Genomic DNA, 19,417 nt, shown 5'->3' on the forward strand with positions numbered 1-19,417 from the left:
TTAGACGCCGATCACCCCGCTAACGGGGTTCTTTTTGCACGCCGATTCACAACCGTGCTCGACGCAACGCCGGCGCGGCTCGTTGAACTGGCCGCGGCGACCGGCTGCGCGCATGTCTGCCTCTTCACCTTCATCCCGCCCGCGGCTGCCGGCCACTTCCCGGTTGTGGACGCCGCCGACGTCGCCGATCTGCGCGCGCGCATGGATGATCACCGGGTCACCGCCGGCAATCTTGAAGTGTTTCCGCTCGACGGGGCTGAGGATCGGGACGCCTTCGCCCGCGCGCTCGACGTCGGCGCGCGGCTGGGGGCGACGCGGGCGACCGCGCATCTCCATGCCGTCACCGACCCCGAAGAAGCCGTGGCGCGCTTTGCCGCCTTCGCGGGCCTCGCGCACAGTTTCGGCATCATCGCAGGGCTCGAGTTCATGCGGTTTTCGGCGATCCCCACCATCGGGGAGGCGGCCCGGATCGTCCGCGAAGCGGGGGCGGGGGCGCTGGTGTGCGACGCGCTCCACCTGTTCCGTGAGGGCGGCACTATCGCCGACGTCGCCGCCAATGCCGACCTCATTTCCTACGTCCAACTGGCCGACGGCCCGCCAACCTGCCCCGATGACCAGCGCTGGAGCGAGGCGGTCAGGATGCGCGCCCTAGCGGGAACCGGAGCCTTCCCGCTGGAGCAATTGCTCGGTGCGCTCCATCGTCCGCTGCTGGTGGAGGTCGAGGTGCCGCGCGCCGACGACCGGCGCGCGGGCGTCGGCGATCTCGACCGCGCCCGCGCCGCCGTCGCGGCCTCCCGCGAAGTGATAACGCGGGCATCAGTTCGTAAGAACTCATGACCCGGCCCACGATCCGGTTGGCATGATGCGGCTCGCCGCGCCATCAGCCCCGCCATGGTGCAAGATGTTGGGTGCTGTCAAAACAAAGGGGCAGCGGGTAAGGCGATGGCATGAGCCGCGGATCCGAAAGCCCGGTTCGCTACTTCAACTCCTCGCCCGAGGAGGTTCGCCTGGTAGTGCTGATGTATGTCCGCTATCGCTTGTCGCTGCGGAATGTGGAAGACCTGCTGTTCGAGCGCGGCATCCACATCTTTCACGAGACAGTGCGGCTCTGGTGGAAGCGCTTCGGCCAGCCTTTCGCGAGCAAAATACAAAGGCAGTGGGTCAGCCGAATACGAGGCTTTCCTCACTGGCGCTGGCATCTCGACGAGATGTACGTGAAGCTCAATCCCTTTGGAATCTAAAGCAAAACATCGTGTAAACGGAAGCTATTCATATGGCTTTTCATGCTGTTGATAACAGAAGAGCATCGGAGGGGAGCATTGGGCGAGATGGTGCCGAGCTTCCCGACCTGAACCGCCAGCCCCACTGTTTTCCCCAAGCTGCAGGAGATGCTCAGCCCTTTGGCGACACATAGCTGGGGTCATGGTTGAAGGGCATGTCGGACCCATCGCGCAATGCTGCAAGAATGTCTGAAAAGCCGGTCGAGCAACGAAAGCCGAGCCGCCATTCGGCATGGCCGGCATCGTAAACACGCCCGATGCTGCTCGGCAGGCTCCATCCGCGGGCGGCGTAGAGGTCAGCGGCGTCCGGGAATTTCTCCAGGATGACCTCGACCGCATTGCTCTTCAGCCTGCGCACATCCTCACGCGCGAAGGGGGTCGGAGCAGAGATGATGAAGGTGTCAAAACCGATGTCGGGCGCTCGCTCCAGCGCGGCGAGGTGGGCAGCGGCGGCGTCCTGCGCCGTCAGCCGCCGGTTGAGGAACTCGTTGGCTTTGAGATTTTCGCCCGAAGGATGGGTGAGCGTATCGTCATCTTCGGGGAAGAATCGTGCGGTGCGCAGCACCACGCAGGGCAGGCCATGTTCAATGGAATATAAACGGCACAAGCCTTCAGCCGCCAGCTTGGTCACCCCATAGATGTTGCGGGGCGCTAGCGGCCCGACAGTCTCGTCCAGCCAGACCGCTGCATCGCCGCCTTCATCGCGGATGGCCTGGTTGATCATCAATGAGGTGGTGGACGTGAAGACGAAGCGATCATGGCCTGCGGCGGCAGCCGCCGCCAACAAGTTCAGCGTGCCGGTGACGTTCACGTCGATGAAGGCCTGCTCGGAATAGCGGGCGATGTCGGGCTTGTGAAGCGCCGCGCCATGAATGACAGCCTCGACGCCGCGATCGAACGCCGCTCGCACGACATCCGCATCGGCGATCGAGCCGACGCAGTCGGTGTCTGCGCCCGCCGCGACATCCAGCCCGGTGACGCGATGACCGGCGGCGCGAAGGCGCGGGGCCAGGAAACGCCCAAGCCACCCGGATGAACCTGTCAGAAGAACATGCATGGCTATGGACCACTAATGCGCCAACGCCGCACCGTCAAAGCCGCCATTACCGACAAATCCAACTGCCGACGCGCCGACGATCTCTGCTTGTGCAGGAACGGAGGCGGCGATCGCCCGTTTACCCTCGTGAGCGGACGCCTGCGCCTCTCCCATGGTTGTCCTGGAGGACAGACTGACCGACCGTCCCTTCGACATCGCGCTCGTGCTGAGCGGCGGCAATGCGCTGGGCGCCTATCAGGGCGGCGCTTATCAGGCTTTGCACGATCGCGGCATGCAGCCATCATGGATCGCAGGCGCGTCGGCCGGCGCGGTCAACGGCGCGATGATCTGCGGCAACGCGGCTGATCGACGGGTCGATCGCCTGCGCACCCTGTGGGCCTGTGGTCCCATGGTGGAGGATGCGCTCGACCTTCCCGGCATGGTGGAAACCTCACGGCGGAGCCTGTCGGCTATGGCGACGCTGGCCTTTGGCCATCCCGGCTTCTTCACCCCGCGTCATCTGCTGGGGGCCTGGTGGAATCCGCTCGGCAGTAACGAGCCGGCCAGTCTCTATGATCTAAGGCCGCTGGAAGACACGTTGCGGAGGCTGGTGGACTTCGACCTGCTGAATGCAGGCGCGCCACGGCTCACGCTTACCGCCGTGGACGTGCGTAGCGGCGAGGATGTCGCATTCCACAGCGGCGTGGATCGGATCGGCCCCGCGCATGTTCGCGCCAGTGCCTCGCTGCTCCCGGTCTTTCCGCCGGTTGCCATCGGCGACCGGCTGCTCGCCGACGCGGGCATCTCGGCCAACCTGCCGCTGGACGTCATCCTGGCGGAGAAATGGGAACGACCGCTGCTATGCATTGCCATCGATCTGCTGCCGCTGCGCGCAACCTGGCCCAGCACGCTGGGCGATGTCGCTTCGCGCGCGCAGGATCTGGTCTTCGCGACGCAAAGCCGACGCGCGCTTGCGGCGTGGCAGGCGATCTTCGATGCTCACGGTGACGCTCCTCCACATCGCCTATCGCGAGCAAGGCCAAGAGGTCGCGGGCAAGGCGTTCGACTTTTCGACGTCGTCGTCACAGGGACGGTGGCGCGCTGGCATGGCGGATATGGCAAGAATGCTCGATGCGCTGGACAGAGGGGAGATCAAGACCGGTCGCCCCGGCCTAACCATCTACCAGGCGGCGGAAGATAACGCTTTCCCGATCGAGCGACTGAGACCCCCGATGCAGCCGGTCACGCCTGGAGCGAAAGCGAAGCCTTAGTCGGCGAGGCTGAGGTCGAGAAAGTCGATTAGAGCGCGCCAGGACAGAGTGTGCGCGACAGCGTCATAGGCCATGCGGGGGTCGCCCAGGCGATCGACATCTTCGTTGGTGAAGCTGTGCCAGGCATTACCATAGGTGGTCAGCTGCCAATGCGCTTGCGCCTCGACCATCTCCTCCTGAAACGCGGCGACGTCGTCATGAGGCACGAGCGGGTCTTTGGCGCCGGTGAACACCGCAATGCGGGCTTTGGTGGTGCCAGCCTGCGCTGGCCGGGCGGTGGTGAGCAGGCCGTGGAAGCTGGCGACCGCCGCAACCAGCGCGCCGGAACGCGCCAGTTCAAGAGCGGCGAACCCGCCAAAGCAGAAGCCGATCGCCGCGCTGTTTGCGGGGGTTACGCCGGTTGCGGATAGAAGCGCATCGAAGCCGGCTTTCACCCTACCGCGTATAAGGTCAGGCTGGCTGCGAAAATCGTCCAGCGCGCGCCGCATCGCCTCGCCCTCGAGTGGCTCGCCATTGCCGTGCATGTCCGCTGCAAGCGCGACATAGCCAAGGTCCGCAAGCCTGGCGCAGTGGCGCCGCACGTTGCCGCCAATGCCGTCCGCCTCGTGGATCACCAGGACAACGCGGCCATTAGGCCGGATCGTCGGCTGAAACAACTCGCCCATCAGGGTCAGGCTTCCATCGCGATAGGCATAGGGCTCGCCCTGGGTGACATGGGTCATTCCGCGCTCCTGGTCCGGGACAGTTCGCCTTAATCTGCTCCCGCTTCAGCCAAGGCACGTTCTACAAGCCCCACTTTCGTTTCATCGTTCACGTCGATCGACACCAGCACAGGCGAATGCAGCGCCGCATCGTCCCGCTCTTCTTCGAGCGGGGCCGCCGCGTCTCCACCACTAATCTCCTTGCCAACGCTATTGTCCGGCCCGTCGGCGGCGACGAAGATGTCGCTGCGCTCGATCCCGTGCTGCTGCACCAGCAACTCAATCGCGTTCTCGGCCTCGGTGCGGGTGGCGAAGCGCCTTTCGATGGTCCGGCTCATTGTTCCTCCTGTTTGCATGAATGGCTCGGCGTCACGCCGGGACGCGGCGCAGCGGCTGGGTGAGACAATGGATGCCTCCCCCGCAGGCGGCGAACTGGGATATGTCGATCCGCTCGACGCTGTAACCCGCGGCGCGGAGCGTGGTCGAGACGACCGGGTCGGCCGCGCTGGTCAGGATATGACGCTCGCCGAGCGAGAGGATGTTGCAGCCCAGCGATGACGAGAGTTCTGCCGGCATGGGCATGATCCTGACGCCATGCTTGTGGACGGCCTTGACGAACGCCGGGTCCAGAAGTTCGATGCAGCCGATTGCCTCATCCTTGTCGACCATGCAGAAGATGGTGTCGAGGTGCAGATGGTCGGCGTGGAAGGGGCAGATGAGCACGTCCCAGCGCGCCGCTCGGAACGGTGCGGCAAACTCGGCGACGCCATCGGTGGAACTCCGTTCGCCCGACAGGCCGAGGATGAGAAGCCCGTCGCGCGCCACGCAGATGTCGCCGCCTTCGATCGTTCCCTTTTTGATGCGCCGTACTGGCAGGTTCCATCGGCCGCAGGCTTGCAGCAGCACATCCACTTCGCCTTGGCGATGCGGCATGGCGGGATTGAGGGCCACCATGCCCCAGGGTGTCGACACGCCAACGTCTCGGGTGAAGCACATGTCGGGCAGGCTGGAGGATGGCGCAAGCATATGGCAGCGAACGCCATGCCGCTCCAGCGTTCTCAACAGCATCTCATGCTGGCGCAGCGCTTCTTCGGTATCGGTCGCAAAGCCGTTCGCCATCGTCTCGCGCGTGACGGCGCAGCAGGGCACGGGCGACAGATGATGCGGCGGGCAGAGGATCACATCCGTCAGTCGATCCGTCTCGCTGACGACATGGCTTTCAAGAGTTGCAACCGCAAAGCGTCCAGCCAGGCCACCGTCGAACGCACCGAAATCGACTTTCATGATCCTCTCTCCTGATCATGAAACCAAGGGCCATCGGTGGCCGTTCCCGTCCCTATCATGGGTTAGGGCGTTTTGACGCTGCTGTGGGCCGGAATAGGGGATGGCGGGATAGCTGACGCTCTTGGTCGGGGGCGACGGGTCTGTCCAAGCCAGCGGGTAGCAGGTGGGCTGTGGGAGGGACAAGGGATCACGGCTGCTGCTACCAAATGGCGCCGCAGCCGAACCCATGATCTCCATCTCGACCAAAATCAGAAATCGATGCTGCCCGTCACCCCGAAATAGCGGTCATTGTCGCGCGGCACGAAACGCGACAGGCCAGCGACCGCGCCATAGGCGAGGAAGGTCGAATATTGCTTGTCGGCGATGTTCTTGACGATGCCGCGCAGCGACCAGCGACGGCCGTTCTGGTCGCCGAGCAGCGCGACCGACGCATTCCAGATGCCATAGCCCGGCTGGATGGTGTCGGGCGTCTGGGTGATCGAATATTGGGTCTTCGACCGGTAGCTATAGTCGGTATTCAGCTCCAGGCCGAGCGTGTCGCTCAAGGGAACCACGTAGGTCACGTCGCCATGCAGCTTCCACTTGGGCGCATAGGGGAGCGGCTGGCCGTCGAAATTGGTGCAGACTGCGTTGGCCGGACAGTTGAACTTGTCAATCTTCGCGTCGGTATAGGCAATGTTGAAGCCGATGTTCAGCGGATCGACCGGACGGAAGCTGAAATCGCCTTCGACGCCGCGCGAGGACACGTCGCCGGCGTTGGTCAGGCGGGTGACCAGAGCGCCCTGGAAACTGTCCTGGAAGTTGGTCTGATAGCCTTTGAACTTGGTGATATAGGCCGCGATGCTGGCCTGGAGCCGGTTGTCGAGCGCTGAGCCCTTCAGGCCGATTTCATAGCTGTTCGATGTTTCGGGATCGAGCGGTTCGACCGCATTCTGCGGCATGTTGAAGAAGACATTATACGCTTGCCCCTTATAGCCGCGCGAATAGGTGGCATAGACCTGCGCGTCGGCCGACAGGTCATATTGCAGGCCGAGGCGCGCGCTATAGTCGGTCTTGGAGGTGCTGCCCGTGTTCGAAATGGGCGCGGCGATGCCCGGCACGCCAGCGGCTGGCGCGTCCGAGATGCGGTTGTGGTAGAATTGCAGATCGTCCTGGATGACGCGCCCGCCCACGATCGCGCGGAAGGCGGGACTGAAGTTGATATTGGCTTCGCCATAGGCGGCGAAATTGTCCGATTCGATGCCGTAGCGGGCGACGCCGAAATTGGTGACGCGCGCGCCGCTCACCAGACGGATGGTGTCGCGGCGATAAACTTCGTCGGTCTTGGCTTTCAAGAAGTATAGGCCAACGACATAGTCGATGAGGCCGCCCTTGGCGGAGGTGAAGCGCAGTTCCTGGCTGATCTGGCTGCTGTTCACGCGGCCGCGATCCTCGCCCTGGGTCAGCGTGCCGGGCGCGCTCGGCGCGGTAAGGAGGCTGAAACTGTCCCAATCCTGATGCTGGACGTTCTTCCATTCGCGATAGGCGGTGATGGAGGTCAGCGTCGCTTCGCCGATCTCGATATCGGCCTGGACCGATCCGCCATAATTTTTGTCGCGCACGTCGCTGTCGAAGGTCGAGGCGACGGTCTTGTTGGTGAGCGAAGGCGTGATGCCCTCCGCCGTCAGGATGGCGGCGAGCGAGGGATTGGCCGTGACCGCGCCGGTCGGGTAGGCGACTCGGTTGGTGCTGGCGAGAACGCCGGTCGGCACATCCTCCCGGCTCCAGAGATAGTCGCCGTTGAAGGTAAGCGTGACCGTCTCGGACGGCTTCGCCACCAGCTTCGCGCGGCCGCCGCGCCGCTTGTAGCCGTTGACGTCGTTGCCGGTGGTGAGGTTCTTCACATTGCCGTCGAACCCGGCGACGAGCCCCGTCACCGAGAAGAGCAGCTTGTCCTCGACAAGCGCGCCCGATGCGCCGGCGCGGAAGCGATATTCGTCGCCCTCGAAATAGCTGGCCTGCGCCGAGAGATGGAAGTCGTTGGTCGGCGTCTTGCTGACGATGTTGATGACGCCCGCCGACGCATTCTTGCCGAACAGCGTGCCCTGCGGCCCGCGCAGCACCTCGATGCGGTCGATATCGACCAAGTCCAGCGTCGACTGGCCAGGCCGGGTCAGGACGACGCCGTCCACCACTGTCGACACCGAAGGCTCGACGCCCGGCGAGGTGGTGATGGTGCCGACCCCGCGGATGAAGACGGTGCGATCCTTGTTCGATGCGCCGGCGCGGAAATCGACCGTGGGGACGATCTGGGCGATATCCTGAAGATTGTTGAGATTCTTCGCAGTCAGCGCGTCGCCCTTCAACGCGGTGATCGCGATCGGCACGTCCTGGATCGACTCGGCGCGGAAGCGGGCGGTGACGACGATCTCATTGGGGTCTGCCTGCTCGGCAGGCTGGGCGAAAGCGATGGTCGGCAAGGCAGCGCCGGCGAGCAGCAGGCTGCGGATGGGAAAACGCGGCATGGAAAGGCTCCCTCATATTCAACTTTATAGGTAGAGAATTAGCCTCGCTCATAGGCGTGGCGCAAAAAAGAAAAACTATGTCGGGGCGCGCCGGTCCCTATCGGGCGAGGAACTTCAGCAGTTCCTCCGGAAAGGCCGCGAGCGCGCGTTTGTCCGCGTTGCGCAATATCTGCCGCTCGCCAGCGTCGCGGGGCAAGGGCATGTCGAGGCCGCCGGTCGCCTCCAGCCGGTCGAACAGCGCGCGGTTCAGGCGATCGACGATATCCTGATGGCCGGGGCTGAAGATGAGGTTGCGGCTTTCGAGCGGATCGTCCTGAAGGTCGTACAGCTCATCGATGTCCCAGACGCCATGATAGCGGACATATTTGTAGCGATCCTCCCGAATGGCGTGGACCGTTGGGGTCTGGGGGAAGTTGCGCTCCCAATAATATTCGTAGAGCAGCGCGTCGCGCCATGCGACCCTCTCTCCACGCATCAGCGGCAGCAGGCTTCGGCCTTCCATCCATTCGGGCGGTTCCAGCCCCGCAACCTCCAGCATGGTCGGCGCGATGTCGAGATTGGCGACGACCTCGTCCACCGTCCGCCCGCCGCCGAACAAAGCGGGGCAGCGCGCGACCATGGGAATGCGCATCGATTCCTCATAGGCGCAGCGCTTGTCGATCAGCCCATGTTCGCCGAACAGGAAGCCATTGTCGCTCATGTAGAGGATCAGCGTGTCATCGAGTTCGCCGCGCTGTTCCAGATGGTCCATGATCTGGCCCATGCCCTCATCGACCGAGAGATAGGTTTCCATATAGCGCTTGTAATAGTCACCGATGTCGAGATCGTCATGATAGGCGAAATCGACGCCGTGCCAGCTGTTGCGCTGATTTTCGACCCACATCGGCCGCCCTTCTGCTCCTGCCGCCATCGTTTCCGGGTAGCGGAAGGTTGCGCCGCTGTAGCGGCCCTCATGGCGCGGGGCGGGGTAGAATTCGGCGTGGACCGCCTTGTGCGCCAGGAAGAGCAGGAACGGCTTTTCGCGGGTGCGGCTTTCCAGCCAGTCGAGCGCGTAGCCATTGAGCTGGTCGGTCAGATAGCCGTCCTGCGCGACCCGCTCGCCATCGACGTTGAGGCCGTCGCCATTGGGCCAATAGTCGCCCTGCCCCTTGAAGCTGACCCAGCGGTCGAAGCCGGGCTGCGGATCGTCGCCCTCCAGCCCCATATGCCATTTGCCGATGAAGGCGGTCTCATAGCCGATCGCCTGGAGATATTCGGAGAAGAAGACGAGGCCGGGTGCGATCGGGTGGTTGTTGTCCACCACCCGATGCTGATGGGCATAGAGGCCGGTGAAGATGGTGGCGCGGCTGGGCGAACAGAGCGCAGTGGTGACGAAGGCGTTGCGGAAATGCACGCCTTCGCGCGCGATCCGGTCGGTCACCGGGGTCTCGATGAAATCCTGGGGCTTCAAAAAGCCCATCGCGTCGTAGCGATGATCGTCGGTGAGGACGATGACGATGTTGCGCGGTTTGCCGTCGCCCTTGCGGGGCAGCGTCAGATTCTTCGACCGCGTGGTGAAGGCGGGCTCGGCGGCCTCGCCGTCCGCTGGCCATGAAAAGGCCGCATAGGGTTGCCCCTGGCCGTGGGCGGCGAGCAGCACGCTGCGTATTTCTTCGGTCATTTCGGGCTCCGCGAGGTCAGGCGCGCTGGAGACGGGGCAGCAGCAGCTGGATCCAGCCGATCCCCAGCAGATAGGATATGGCGGCGAACAGGAACAGGGGCAGATAGCCGAGGCCCGCCGCGAGCGTCAGTCCCGCGATCTTGGCGATCGCCATGCCGCCGAGGTTGCCGCAGAAAGCGCCGAAGCTGGTGACGCGGCCGACCTTGGCATGGGGGGTCACATCGGCGATCAGCGCGAAGAGATTGGTCGAAAAGCCCTGATGCGCCGCAAGGGTGAGCGCCAATATGCCGACCGCGAACCAGTAATTGTCGGTCTGGAGCGCCAGCGGGACCGGCAGCACCAGCAGCGCCGACACCAGCAGCGTGCCCTTGCGCACGCGGTTCAGCCCGTGGCCGCGCGACAGCAGCCGGGCCGGCACGATGCCGCCCACCAGCGACCCGATCGCTGCGCCGCCATAGGCGACAGCGAGCGGGGGGCCGAGATCGACGCCCGACAGGCCGAACTGGCGGTTGAAGAAGTCGGGCATCCAGAACAGCAGCAGCCACCAGGTCGCGTCCGACAGGACTTTGGCGACCGCGATCGCCCAGGTGCGGCGGTCCTTGAGGATGGGGCCGTAGACGGGCGCCTGATCGCCATCGGATACAGGCGCTGCCTCCTCCCGGCCGGCAAAGTCGATGCGGCGCGTCGCGACCAGCCACAGCGCTGCCCAGACGAGCCCGACAAGGCCCGCCGCGATGAAAGTGCCGCGCCAGCCCCACCATAGCGCGACCACCGGGATGGCGAGCGGAGCGACCACCGCGCCGACGCTGTTCGCCGCATTGCCGAGGCCAAAGCCGGCCGACCGGAGCGAGGGGGGGAAGATGGTCGCGATCGTCTTGATCCCGGTCGGCGTGCCCATCGCCTCGGTCGCGCCCAGCGACACGCGGCAGAGGATGAAATGGACCATGCTGTGCGCCCAGCCATGGGCAATGGCGGCGAGGCTCCAGGCGGCGACGCCGATGGGGTTCGCCCATTTGACGCCGAGCCGGTCGGCGATCCAGCCGGTGAACAGGAAGGCGAAGGCCGCCGCGCCCTGAAACCAAGCGGCGAGCGTGCCATAATCATCGTCGGTCCAGCCGAGATCCTGCGCGATCACGGGCTTCAAGACCGAGATGATCTGGCGATCGATCAGGTTCAATATGCCGGCGGTGACGACCAGGCCGAACAGCAGCCAGCGGGTGCGGCCGGCGATGCCCGACACGGCGATTTTCGTTCCGGCGCTCATCCGAAAGTCACCTGCCGCCCGTCGCGCAGGAAGGCGATGGCGTTGCGGCGCAGATGCCCGTCCGCGTTCAACAGCGGACGAGGCGTATATTGGGCGAGATAGACTCGGCGCGGCCGGTCGCTGCGGTTGGCGCCGGTGGCGTGGAGCAGCAGGCTGGAGAAGGCGACGATGCTGCCAGCCCGAACAGCGAGTGGGACAGCTGTTTGCGCTATATCGACCGCAAGGTCGGCGGTCTCGGGCGAGCGATCATGGGGCAGAAGGCCGCCGCGATGGCTGCCGGGGATAACCCGAACCGTCCCGTTTTCGACCGTGGCGTCGTCCAGCGCGCACCAGCAGGTGAGGTAGGGCGGATGGTCGGCCGGCCCACCGTTGCCGACGACATAGCCGCTGTCCTGATGCCAGGAAAAGGCCATGCCCTGTTCCGCGCCTTTCACAACATATTGATCCAGAAAGAAATAGGCGTCGTCGCCCAAAGTCGCGCGGCAGATGTCGGCCATCAGCGGCGCGAACAGCATGGTGCGCAGCGCGGGCTGTTCGCGCTGGCATTCATTAGCGAAATAGCGGCTGCCGCGATGGCTGAGGCCCAGATGATCCGTGCTGGCGGCGTCCATCCGGGCGTTCTCTCGCGCGACGAAATCGTCGCACTGGGCCCGGAGCATGTCGAGCAGCGGTCCTGTCAGCACCTGATCGAACAGGGCATAGCCCTGCTCGCGAAAGGAACGGGATTGCGCGTCGAAATTCATGCCTTTTGCTGACACGCCAAGGCAGCCGAGGCAATGATAATATTTCTATCGCTTTAGTAGAGTTTTCTGTTGCTCATCCGTCATCGAGCGAGCGGCGCATGGTCGAGATGCGGCAGGACATGGCGGGCGAAGAGATCGGCTTCGGCCGCATGGGGATAGCCCGACAGAATGAAGGCGTCGATTCCTTCGGCGCGATAGGCGTCGATCTTGGCGCGCACCTGATCGGGATCGCCGACGATCGCCGCGCCGCAGCCCGAGCGCGCCCGGCCGATCCCGGTCCAGAGATTGTCCTCGACATAGCCTTCGTCGCCTGCCGCCTCGCGCAGTTCGGCCTGGCGGCGCACGCCCGCCGATTGCGAATCGAGCGAGCGGGCGCGGATCGCCGCGCCTTCCGCGTCGTCCAGCCGGGACAGGAGGCGGGAGGCGGCGGCGCGGGCCTCCGTCTCGGTCTCGCGCACCACGACATGGACGCGATAGCCGAAGCGCAGCGTGCGGCCGCGTCGGGCGGCGCGCGCGCGCATGTCGGCGATGATCTCCCGCACCGCCGGCAACGTGTCGGGCCACATTAGATAGACGTCCGCACCCTCCGCCGCCGCCTCGCGCGCGGCTTCGGACAGGCCGCCGAAGTAGAAGGACGGGGCAGTGCCGCCCTGCGCAATGCGCGGCGGGTCGAGCGCGAGCCGCCAGAATTCGCCGCGATGGTCGATCGGCTGGCCGTTCAGAAGGGTGCGCAATATGTGCATCGCCTCGACCGTGCGGGCGTAGCGCGGGGCGCTCTCCAGCGTCTCGCCGGGCAGGTCGCTGGAGATGATGTTGATCGCCAGCCGGCCGCCGGCGATCTGGTCGATCGTGGCGATCTGGCGCGCGAGCTGCGGCGGCCAGTTCTCCCCGATCCGCGCCGCCATCAGCAGCTTGATCCGGCGGGTCAGGGTGGCGATCGCGGCGGCGAAGGCGGTGGTGTCGATACCCAGCATATAGCCCGAGGGCAGGAGGATATTGTCGAACCCGCCGCTCTCGGCCGCCAGCACGATGTCGCGGCAATGATCCCAGCTGGATTTCAGTTTCGGGTCTGGAACGCCGAGAAACTCATAGTCGTCGTCGCAGAGCGCGGAGAACCACGCGACTTCGCAAGGGGCCGTCATGGCAGGCTTTCGCCCAGCGACGCCTCCAGCACGGCGTACCATTGGGCGCGGGTCCATTCGACCTTGAAGGCGTCGATGCTGCGGGCGATGCGCGCGGGCGACTGGCTGCCGACGATGGGGATGGGCTGCGCGGGATGCGCCATGATCCAGGACAAGGCGGCCGCGCCGATGTCCACGCCATAGGCGTCGCCCTGCGCCGCGATCAGGCTGGCGGCGGGGTGCGACGCTTCGCCCAGGCGTCCGCCGCTGAGAGGCGACCAGGCGAGGACGGCCATGCCGCGCGCCATCGCCTGGTCGAGCGTGCCGTCATAGAGCGGAGCCGGGCGCAGGGCGGAAAATTCCGGCTGAGTGCTGACGATCGGCAGATCGAGAAAGCTCTGGAGCGCGTCCAGTTCATGGATCGCATAGTTGGAGACGCCGATCGCGCGGACCTTGCCGGCCTCGACCATGCGGGTGAGGCTGGCGGCCACTTCCTGCGGATGGGTGAGGAAATCGCGGCGGTGGATCTGGTAGAGATCGACCCGGTCCACCTGCATCCGCCGCAGCGATGCGTCGATGGCCTCGGCGAGATAGTCGGCGCCGCTATTATAGGGAATGCCGGGACGGATGCCGCCCTTGGTTGCGAGCACCATGCGATCGCGCAGATGCGGCGCGTCGGCCAGCACCCGGCCCAGCAGCGCCTCGGCCGAGCCGAAGCCGGCCGGCGTGTCGCAGCCATAGATGTCCGCCGTATCGAGCAGGGTAATGCCGGCGTCGAGCGCGGCCTCCACCTTGGCGCGCGCTGCCGCGACATCGTCGCCGGCGAGCCGCCACATGCCCCAGGCGATCGGAAAAACGGAAATCCCGCTCTTGCCGAGCGGGCGTGGTTGGGTCGATAGGCGCAGCGTCGTCATGGGGCGGCTCAATGGCACAAGGATTATCCCAGTGGTAGAGACTATACGTTATGGCGTGGTGGGCACCGGGATGATGGGGGTGGAGCATATCCGCAACATCCTCATTCAGCCGGGTGCGACCATCACCGCCATCGCCGATCCGGTCGAAACCTCGCTGGGCTGGGCGCGCGCGGCGCTGGGCGAGAAGGCGGACGGCGTCGCCGCTTATGCCGACGCGGCCGCGCTGGTGAAGGGCGGCGATGTCGATGCGGTGATCGTCGCCTCGCCCAATTTCACCCATCGCGCGGTGCTGGAGCCGCTGCTGGACAGCGATGTCGCGATCCTGTGCGAAAAGCCGCTTTGCACCACGGTCGAGGATGCGTGGTGGGTAGTGGACCGGGCCGAGGGTCGGGCCGCGCCCTTTTGGACCGGGATGGAATATCGCTACATGCCGCCCGCCGCCGCCTTCATCTCGCAAATCCATGGCGGCCGGATCGGCAGGCTCCAGATGCTGCTGATCCGCGAACATCGCTTTCCCTTCCTGGAGAAGGTCGGCAACTGGAACCGTTTTGCGGCCAATACCGGGGGCACGATGGTCGAGAAATGCTGCCATTTCTTCGATCTCATGCGCCTCATCGTCCAGGCCGAGCCGGTGCGGGTCTATTGCTCCGGCGCGATGGACGTGAACCATCTTGACGAGCGCTATGACGGCCGCGCGCCCGACATCATCGACAATAGTTTCACCACGGTCGATTTCGCCAATGGCGTGCGCGCGATGCTGGACCTGTGCATGTTCGCCGACGGGGCCGAGCATCAGGAGGAAATGTCGGCGACGGGGGACAAGGCGCGGCTCGACGTGCTGATCCCGCCGGGCGACCTCGTCTTTTCGCCGCGTGTGGGGTTCCTGAAGGACAAGGCGGTGGAGCGCGCGCATGTGCCGGTCGATCCGGTCGCGATGGCGGCGGGCTCGCATTATGGCGCGACCTACTACCAGCACGAAGCCTTTGCCCGCGCTGTGCGCGGCGAGGGCGGGGTGGAGGTCACGGCGCTCGATGGGCTGCGCGCGGTCGCGATCGGCCAGGCGGCGGAGATCAGCGCGCGCGAAAAGCGGGTGGTGGAGATGGCCGAACTGGGGCTTTGAATCCCCAGCGGCTGTCCCTCATGGGCAGGGATCGGGAACCTCGCGATGCACCGCTTCGATCGCCGCAATGGCCTCGGGCGGCAGGGTGATGTCCACGCTGGCGATGTCGGCCTTCAGCTGCTCCATGGAAGTCGCTCCGATGATGTTCGCGGTCACGAAGGCGCGGCTGTTCACATAGGCGAGCGCCATCTGCGCCGGATCGAGGCCATGGGCATGGGCGATGGCGACATAGCGCGCTGGCCGTCGCCTGGCCGGGCAGGTCGTAGCGGACGAATTGCTTTGCCACGTCGCGGCGTGAACCGGGCGGGATCACGCCGCCCAGATATTTGCCGGTAAGATTGCCGCCGGCCAGCGGCGAATAAGCAAGCAGGCCTACGTCTTCGCGCAGCGCGAATTCGCTGAGGCCGATTTCGAACGTGCGGTTCAGGAGATTATAGGCGTTCTGGATCGAGGCGATGCGGGGCAGCCCCTGGTCGCGCGCCAGCCGCAGATATTCGGACACGCCCCAGGGCGTTTCGTTGGAGACGCCGATGTGGCGCACCTTGCCAGATTTTATGAGGCCGGCGAGCGCGTCCAGCGTCTCCTCGATCGGCACCACCTCCGGCGCGTCTGCAATCTGGGCGAGCCCGCGCGCGCCGAAGGAGGGCACCGGGCGGTCGGGCCAGTGGAGCTGATAGAGATCGACATAGTCGGTCCGCAGGCGCTGGAGGCTGTCGTCGATCGCCTGCTCGATATTGCGCCGGTCCAGTCGGTTGTTGCCGCCGCGAAATTGCCGCACCGGCTCGCGCGAGGGGCCAGCGACTTTGGTCGCCAGGATGATGTCGTCGCGCTTGCCGCGTTTGGCGATCCAGCTGCCGATATATTCCTCGGTCCGGCCCTGGGTCTCGCGGCTGACCGGCGTGACGGGATAGGCTTCGGCGGTGTCGATGAAAGTGACGCCCTGCGCGATGGCGTAGTCGAGCTGCGCGTGCGCCTCCGCCTCGCTATTCTGCGAACCCCAGGTCATGGTGCCGAGGCAGATGAGGCTGACCTTGATGTCCGTCCGTCCCAATGTCCGATACTGCATATGATCTCTCCCGTCGCGGAGGCTGCTTTAGCCGAAAGCGGCCGTTATCAAACAGGCTGGGACACGGGGTTGAGAATTTTTCACGTTCCTATGAGCGGCGCATCGGAAGGCAGGCGTTCCCTTTATCGATCCGGGTCTATCTCGCCGGCGCTTATCGCGCGGTAGCGGCGGGCGGCGGTTTCCCCGCCCTCCTGCAACAGGGGGCCGAGCAGCCGATACAGGTCCAGATGCCCCGGCTCGTCGGGCCGGTCCCAGCCATGATCGCGGCGGATGCGGCCGAGATGGCCGGACGCCCGGATCGCCTGCGGATCGACGCTTTCCGGCTGCTGCGCGTCCGGCCCGACATAGATGGCGTCGGCCTCGCAATAGAGTTCGCACATATAGCAGGTCTGGCACTGGTCCAGCCGGGCAATCACCGGGGCGCCGTCGCCCGCGTCCAGCACATGGGTCGGGCAGATGGCGACGCAGCGGTTGCAGCCGTTGCACAGATCCTCGAAAATATGCGCGATCATGCCGCCGCCTCCGCATAGACGCGGCGTTCGGGGCGGGTCCAAATGCGATCCAGCCCGCCGGTCAGCAGCCGCGCGCCGCCCGCCGTATCGAGCGCGGGCGCATCGACCCGGACATGAATGCCCCGGCTTTCGTTGCGGGCGAGCGCCGCCGCCGTACACCAGCGCGCGGTGGCGGTCATGGCGGCCGTCTCGCGCAGAGCGACCAGCGCCAGCCCTTGAGCGCGACTATGGTCGCTGATCGTGCGCCAGTGGGTGTCGAGCAGGGCCAGGGAGTCGCTGAGCTGCGTTCGGCTGCGCCAGAGGGAATGCAGGTAGCCGTTCATATGATGATCGATGTCGGCCTCGATCATCTTGCGGTCGATGGGGCGATCGGCGGATGCGGGCGCGATCCCGGCCGATCCGACTGCTAGCGCCCTGCCCGCAGCCTTGCCCCGAATGGCCAGCCCGCGACGGGCCGCCGCCGCGCCCGCGATCTGGCCCGATGTCAACGCCCAGGCGCTGTTGACCGCGCCCCCGCCGCTGATCGCGCCGGTCGCCAGTTCGCGCGTGGCGGCGTCGCCGGCGGCGTAGAGACCTGCGACGCTCGTCCCGCAATCCTCATCCACGATGCGCAGCCCGCCGTTGCCCCGGATCGTGCCTTCGCCGAACAGCTTGATCGGCCAGCGATCCCTGAACAGGTCCACCCCCTTGCGGACGAACGGAGGGGGCGTGAAGGGCTGGATATCCTTCAGGATCGGCGGCAGCGCGGCGGGCGCGTCGATGAGGTCGGCATAGACCGGCCCTTTGAGCAGCGCGGCGCCGAGCGCCTGATAATGGGCGTGGCCGCGCGGCGGCGCGACGATCTCGCGCCCCTGCGCGTCATAATAGCGTGCGGCGGTGTAGGGCAAAGTGCGGGTCGATGCCCAGGCGGGCGAGACCGTATATTGGATGGAGAATTCCATGCCGGAAAGCTCCGCGCCCGCCTCCGCCGCCATCAGATAGCCGTCGCCCGTATTGCCATGGCTGCCGATCAGGCCCGAGCGAAACGCGCAGCCGCCCGTCGCAATCACCACCGAACCGGCGCGGATATCCCAGTCCGTGCGGGTCAGCCGTGCGTGCCCCCTCGCGCCGACGACCGCGCCGTCTTCGTCAGTCAGCAACTGTAGCGCGGGGTGATGGTCGAGGATGCGCGCGCCCGCGGCGCTAGCATAGGCGCGCAACGCGCGCATATATTCCGACCCGCGCACGCCGCTATAATAAGCGCCGCCCTTGCCGTCCGATCCGAAGCGGTAATAGGGGGCGAGGTCGGGCAATGTGCGCCAGGTGGTATCGAGCACCCGCTCCATCCAGGCCGGATCGCCGAGGCCCAGGCCCGCCGCGTGCCGTTGCTCGATCGCTTCGCGCCGCCGCACCGGATCGGGCGGTATCCACCAGTGATTGGGGCCGGCGGTGGCCGTGACCCCGCTCGTCCCGACATAGCCCTTGTCGACAAGGATGACCGACGCGCCCGCCTTCGCGGCGGCGATCGCCGCCCAGGCGGCCGCCATGCCGCCGCCGATGACCAGCACGTCGCAACGCTGCGTCAGGATATCGCTCACTCCGCGGCGATGGCGATCGGCGCTTGCGCGTGTCGATGTTCAGGCACGGGCAGGCCCAGATGACCGCGCAGCGTGTCATGGGCGTAATCGGTGCGGAACAGGCCGCGCGCCTGGAGGATCGGCACCACCTTCTCGCGGAACAAAGCGAAGTCCTTGGGCCGCGTTACCCGCAGGATGAAGCCGTCCGCCGCGCGCCCGGTGAACCAGCGCTCGATCTCGTTCGCGATCGTCTCGGGCGACCCCACAAAGTCGGACTTCCACTGACCGAAGCGATAGGCCGCCTGGCGGAGCGTCAGTCTCTCTGCCGCCGCCACGCGGATGATCTGCTCGGCGTGCCCCTTGTAGCTGTTGAGCGTCACGCCGGTCAGGTCCGGGAAGGGGGCGTCGAGATCATAGCCCGAGAAATCATGATAGTTGAACGCGCGGCCGACCTGGGTCAGCAGCTTGTCGATGCTGAGGCTCTGCTGCTGCGCGGCGGCGATGGCCTGCGCTTCCTCGTCGGTCTCGGCGATGGTGGGGACGAGGCCCGGCATCACCTTGATGAGGTCGGGGTTGCGCCCGATCGCCGCCGCCCGCGCCTTGAGGTCGGCATAATAAGCGCGTCCGGTGTCGAAATCCTGCGCGGCGGTGAAGGTGCCCTCGGCGATCGCCGCGCCGAGCGCTCGTCCCTCGCCGCTGTCGCCAGCCTGGAAGATCACCGGCTGGCCCTGCCGCGACCGGCTGAGCGCCAGCGGCCCAGCGACCGAGAAATGCGCGCCCTTGTGGTCGAGGCGATGCTGCTTGCTCTTGTCGAGGAACAGGCCCGCCGCGCGGTCGCGCGGGAAGGCGTCGTCTTCATAACTGTCCCACAGGCCCTTCACCACTTCCACGAACTCGCGTGCGCGGGCGTAGCGCACGCCATGCTCGAAATGCGCGTCGCGCCCGTAATTCTGCGCCGCGCCCTCAAGGCCGGTGGTGACGACATTCCATCCCGCCCGGCCCCGGCTGATATGGTCGAGCGAGCCGAACTGCCGCGCGACATTATAGGGTTCCCAATAGGAGGTGGTGAGCGTGCCGATCAGGCCGATGCGCGACGTGCTCGCCGCGACCGCCGACAACAGGGTCAGCGGCTCCAGCCGGTTGAGGAAATGGGGGGCGGTGTCAGGCGTGATATAGGGCGAATCGACGATGAAGACGAAATCGAACTTCGCCGCCTCGGCGAGGCGGGCATTGTCGATATACCAGCCAATGTCGATGCTGGCGTCGCCGGGCAGCTCCGGGTCGAGCCAGCTATGATGGTCGGCGCCCACGCCTTCCAGTATCGCGCCCAGATGCAATTGCCGCTCGGTCCTTTGGCTCATGCTCAAATCCTCCTGCCAGACTGA

General features: G+C 65.7%; 17 protein-coding genes and 2 pseudogenes. 5 read left to right on the forward strand and 14 right to left on the reverse strand.

Annotated elements, in window-relative coordinates:
* Together V2B31_RS06710 and V2B31_RS06715 are read left to right on the forward strand one after the other, a co-directional pair.
* The coding region (locus V2B31_RS06710; protein WP_328276680.1) for a sugar phosphate isomerase/epimerase family protein at positions 1–837 on the forward strand (837 nt) is incomplete at its 5' end.
* Positions 838–947: 110 nt separating this feature from the next.
* Positions 948–1,226, forward strand: a pseudogene (locus V2B31_RS06715) (IS6 family transposase); the annotation flags it as partial.
* Between the two features lie 166 nt (positions 1,227–1,392).
* Here V2B31_RS06715 and V2B31_RS06720 read toward each other — a convergent pair.
* Complete coding sequence (locus tag V2B31_RS06720; RefSeq protein WP_328276684.1) at positions 1,393–2,337, reverse strand: NAD-dependent epimerase/dehydratase family protein; 945 nt, start codon at positions 2,335–2,337, stop codon at positions 1,393–1,395.
* Between the two features lie 151 nt (positions 2,338–2,488).
* On the opposite strand from V2B31_RS06720, the pseudogene V2B31_RS06725 reads away from it, so the two are divergent.
* Both V2B31_RS06725 and V2B31_RS06730 read left to right on the forward strand, forming a co-directional pair.
* Positions 2,489–3,085 (forward strand): annotated as a pseudogene (locus V2B31_RS06725) (patatin-like phospholipase family protein); the annotation flags it as partial.
* 226 nt (positions 3,086–3,311) lie between these two features.
* Complete coding sequence (locus tag V2B31_RS06730; RefSeq protein ID WP_328276686.1) at positions 3,312–3,587, forward strand: DUF3734 domain-containing protein; 276 nt, start codon at positions 3,312–3,314, stop codon at positions 3,585–3,587.
* On the opposite strand, the gene V2B31_RS06735 is transcribed toward V2B31_RS06730, so the two are convergent.
* The 9 genes from V2B31_RS06735 to V2B31_RS06775 all read right to left on the reverse strand — a co-directional run bounded on the left by V2B31_RS06735 (position 3,584) and on the right by V2B31_RS06775 (position 13,778).
* Positions 3,584–4,309 carry a dienelactone hydrolase family protein gene (locus V2B31_RS06735; RefSeq protein WP_328276688.1) on the reverse strand — a complete coding sequence of 242 codons (726 nt, stop codon included), beginning with the start codon at positions 4,307–4,309 and terminating at the stop codon, positions 3,584–3,586. The two genes, V2B31_RS06730 and V2B31_RS06735, sit on opposite strands and share 4 nt — an antisense overlap.
* A gap of 29 nt (positions 4,310–4,338) precedes the next feature.
* On the reverse strand, positions 4,339–4,626 hold the full coding sequence (locus V2B31_RS06740; RefSeq protein WP_328276690.1) for a hypothetical protein: 288 nt from the start codon (positions 4,624–4,626) through the stop codon (positions 4,339–4,341).
* 31 nt (positions 4,627–4,657) lie between these two features.
* Positions 4,658–5,572, reverse strand: a complete 915-nt coding sequence (locus tag V2B31_RS06745) for a dimethylarginine dimethylaminohydrolase family protein (protein ID WP_328276692.1) — start codon at positions 5,570–5,572, stop codon at positions 4,658–4,660.
* Between the two features lie 248 nt (positions 5,573–5,820).
* Positions 5,821–8,076: a TonB-dependent receptor gene (locus tag V2B31_RS06750; protein ID WP_328276694.1), complete on the reverse strand. Its 2,256-nt coding sequence runs from the start codon at positions 8,074–8,076 to the stop codon at positions 5,821–5,823.
* A gap of 97 nt (positions 8,077–8,173) precedes the next feature.
* Positions 8,174–9,736: a sulfatase family protein gene (locus V2B31_RS06755; protein WP_328276696.1), complete on the reverse strand. Its 1,563-nt coding sequence runs from the start codon at positions 9,734–9,736 to the stop codon at positions 8,174–8,176.
* 16 nt (positions 9,737–9,752) lie between these two features.
* Complete coding sequence (locus V2B31_RS06760) at positions 9,753–11,000, reverse strand: MFS transporter (RefSeq protein WP_328276698.1); 1,248 nt, start codon at positions 10,998–11,000, stop codon at positions 9,753–9,755.
* Positions 10,997–11,743, reverse strand: a complete 747-nt coding sequence (locus tag V2B31_RS06765) for a phytanoyl-CoA dioxygenase family protein (protein WP_328276700.1) — start codon at positions 11,741–11,743, stop codon at positions 10,997–10,999. Before V2B31_RS06765 ends, V2B31_RS06760 begins: the two co-directional genes overlap by 4 nt.
* 80 nt (positions 11,744–11,823) lie before the next feature.
* Positions 11,824–12,885 carry an LLM class flavin-dependent oxidoreductase gene (locus tag V2B31_RS06770; protein WP_328276702.1) on the reverse strand — a complete coding sequence of 354 codons (1,062 nt, stop codon included), beginning with the start codon at positions 12,883–12,885 and terminating at the stop codon, positions 11,824–11,826.
* Positions 12,882–13,778: an aldo/keto reductase gene (locus V2B31_RS06775; RefSeq protein ID WP_328276704.1), complete on the reverse strand. Its 897-nt coding sequence runs from the start codon at positions 13,776–13,778 to the stop codon at positions 12,882–12,884. The genes V2B31_RS06770 and V2B31_RS06775 overlap by 4 nt, the downstream gene beginning before the upstream one ends.
* Before the next feature lie 31 nt (positions 13,779–13,809).
* Here V2B31_RS06775 and V2B31_RS06780 point away from each other — a divergent pair, with 31 nt between their 5' ends.
* Positions 13,810–14,898, forward strand: coding sequence for a Gfo/Idh/MocA family protein (locus V2B31_RS06780; RefSeq protein WP_422247736.1), 1,089 nt, complete (start codon positions 13,810–13,812; stop codon positions 14,896–14,898).
* Here the strand turns inward: V2B31_RS06780 and V2B31_RS20030 are convergent.
* The 4 genes from V2B31_RS20030 to V2B31_RS06805 form a co-directional block, all read right to left on the reverse strand.
* The gene (locus V2B31_RS20030) at positions 14,849–15,964 is read right to left on the reverse strand and encodes an aldo/keto reductase (protein ID WP_422247735.1); all 1,116 of its coding nucleotides are present in this window, start codon (positions 15,962–15,964) and stop codon (positions 14,849–14,851) included. The genes V2B31_RS06780 and V2B31_RS20030 overlap by 50 nt on opposite strands.
* Before the next feature lie 122 nt (positions 15,965–16,086).
* Positions 16,087–16,476: a 4Fe-4S dicluster domain-containing protein gene (locus tag V2B31_RS06795; protein ID WP_328276706.1), complete on the reverse strand. Its 390-nt coding sequence runs from the start codon at positions 16,474–16,476 to the stop codon at positions 16,087–16,089.
* Positions 16,473–18,053, reverse strand: coding sequence for an FAD-binding protein (locus tag V2B31_RS06800; RefSeq protein ID WP_328276708.1), 1,581 nt, complete (start codon positions 18,051–18,053; stop codon positions 16,473–16,475). The genes V2B31_RS06795 and V2B31_RS06800 overlap by 4 nt, the downstream gene beginning before the upstream one ends.
* Complete coding sequence (locus V2B31_RS06805) at positions 18,050–19,393, reverse strand: LLM class flavin-dependent oxidoreductase (RefSeq protein WP_328276710.1); 1,344 nt, start codon at positions 19,391–19,393, stop codon at positions 18,050–18,052. Before V2B31_RS06805 ends, V2B31_RS06800 begins: the two co-directional genes overlap by 4 nt.
* Positions 19,394–19,417: the final 24 nt, after the last annotated feature.

The organism is Sphingobium sp., assembly GCF_036170395.1.
GTDB lineage: Bacteria > Pseudomonadota > Alphaproteobacteria > Sphingomonadales > Sphingomonadaceae > Sphingobium.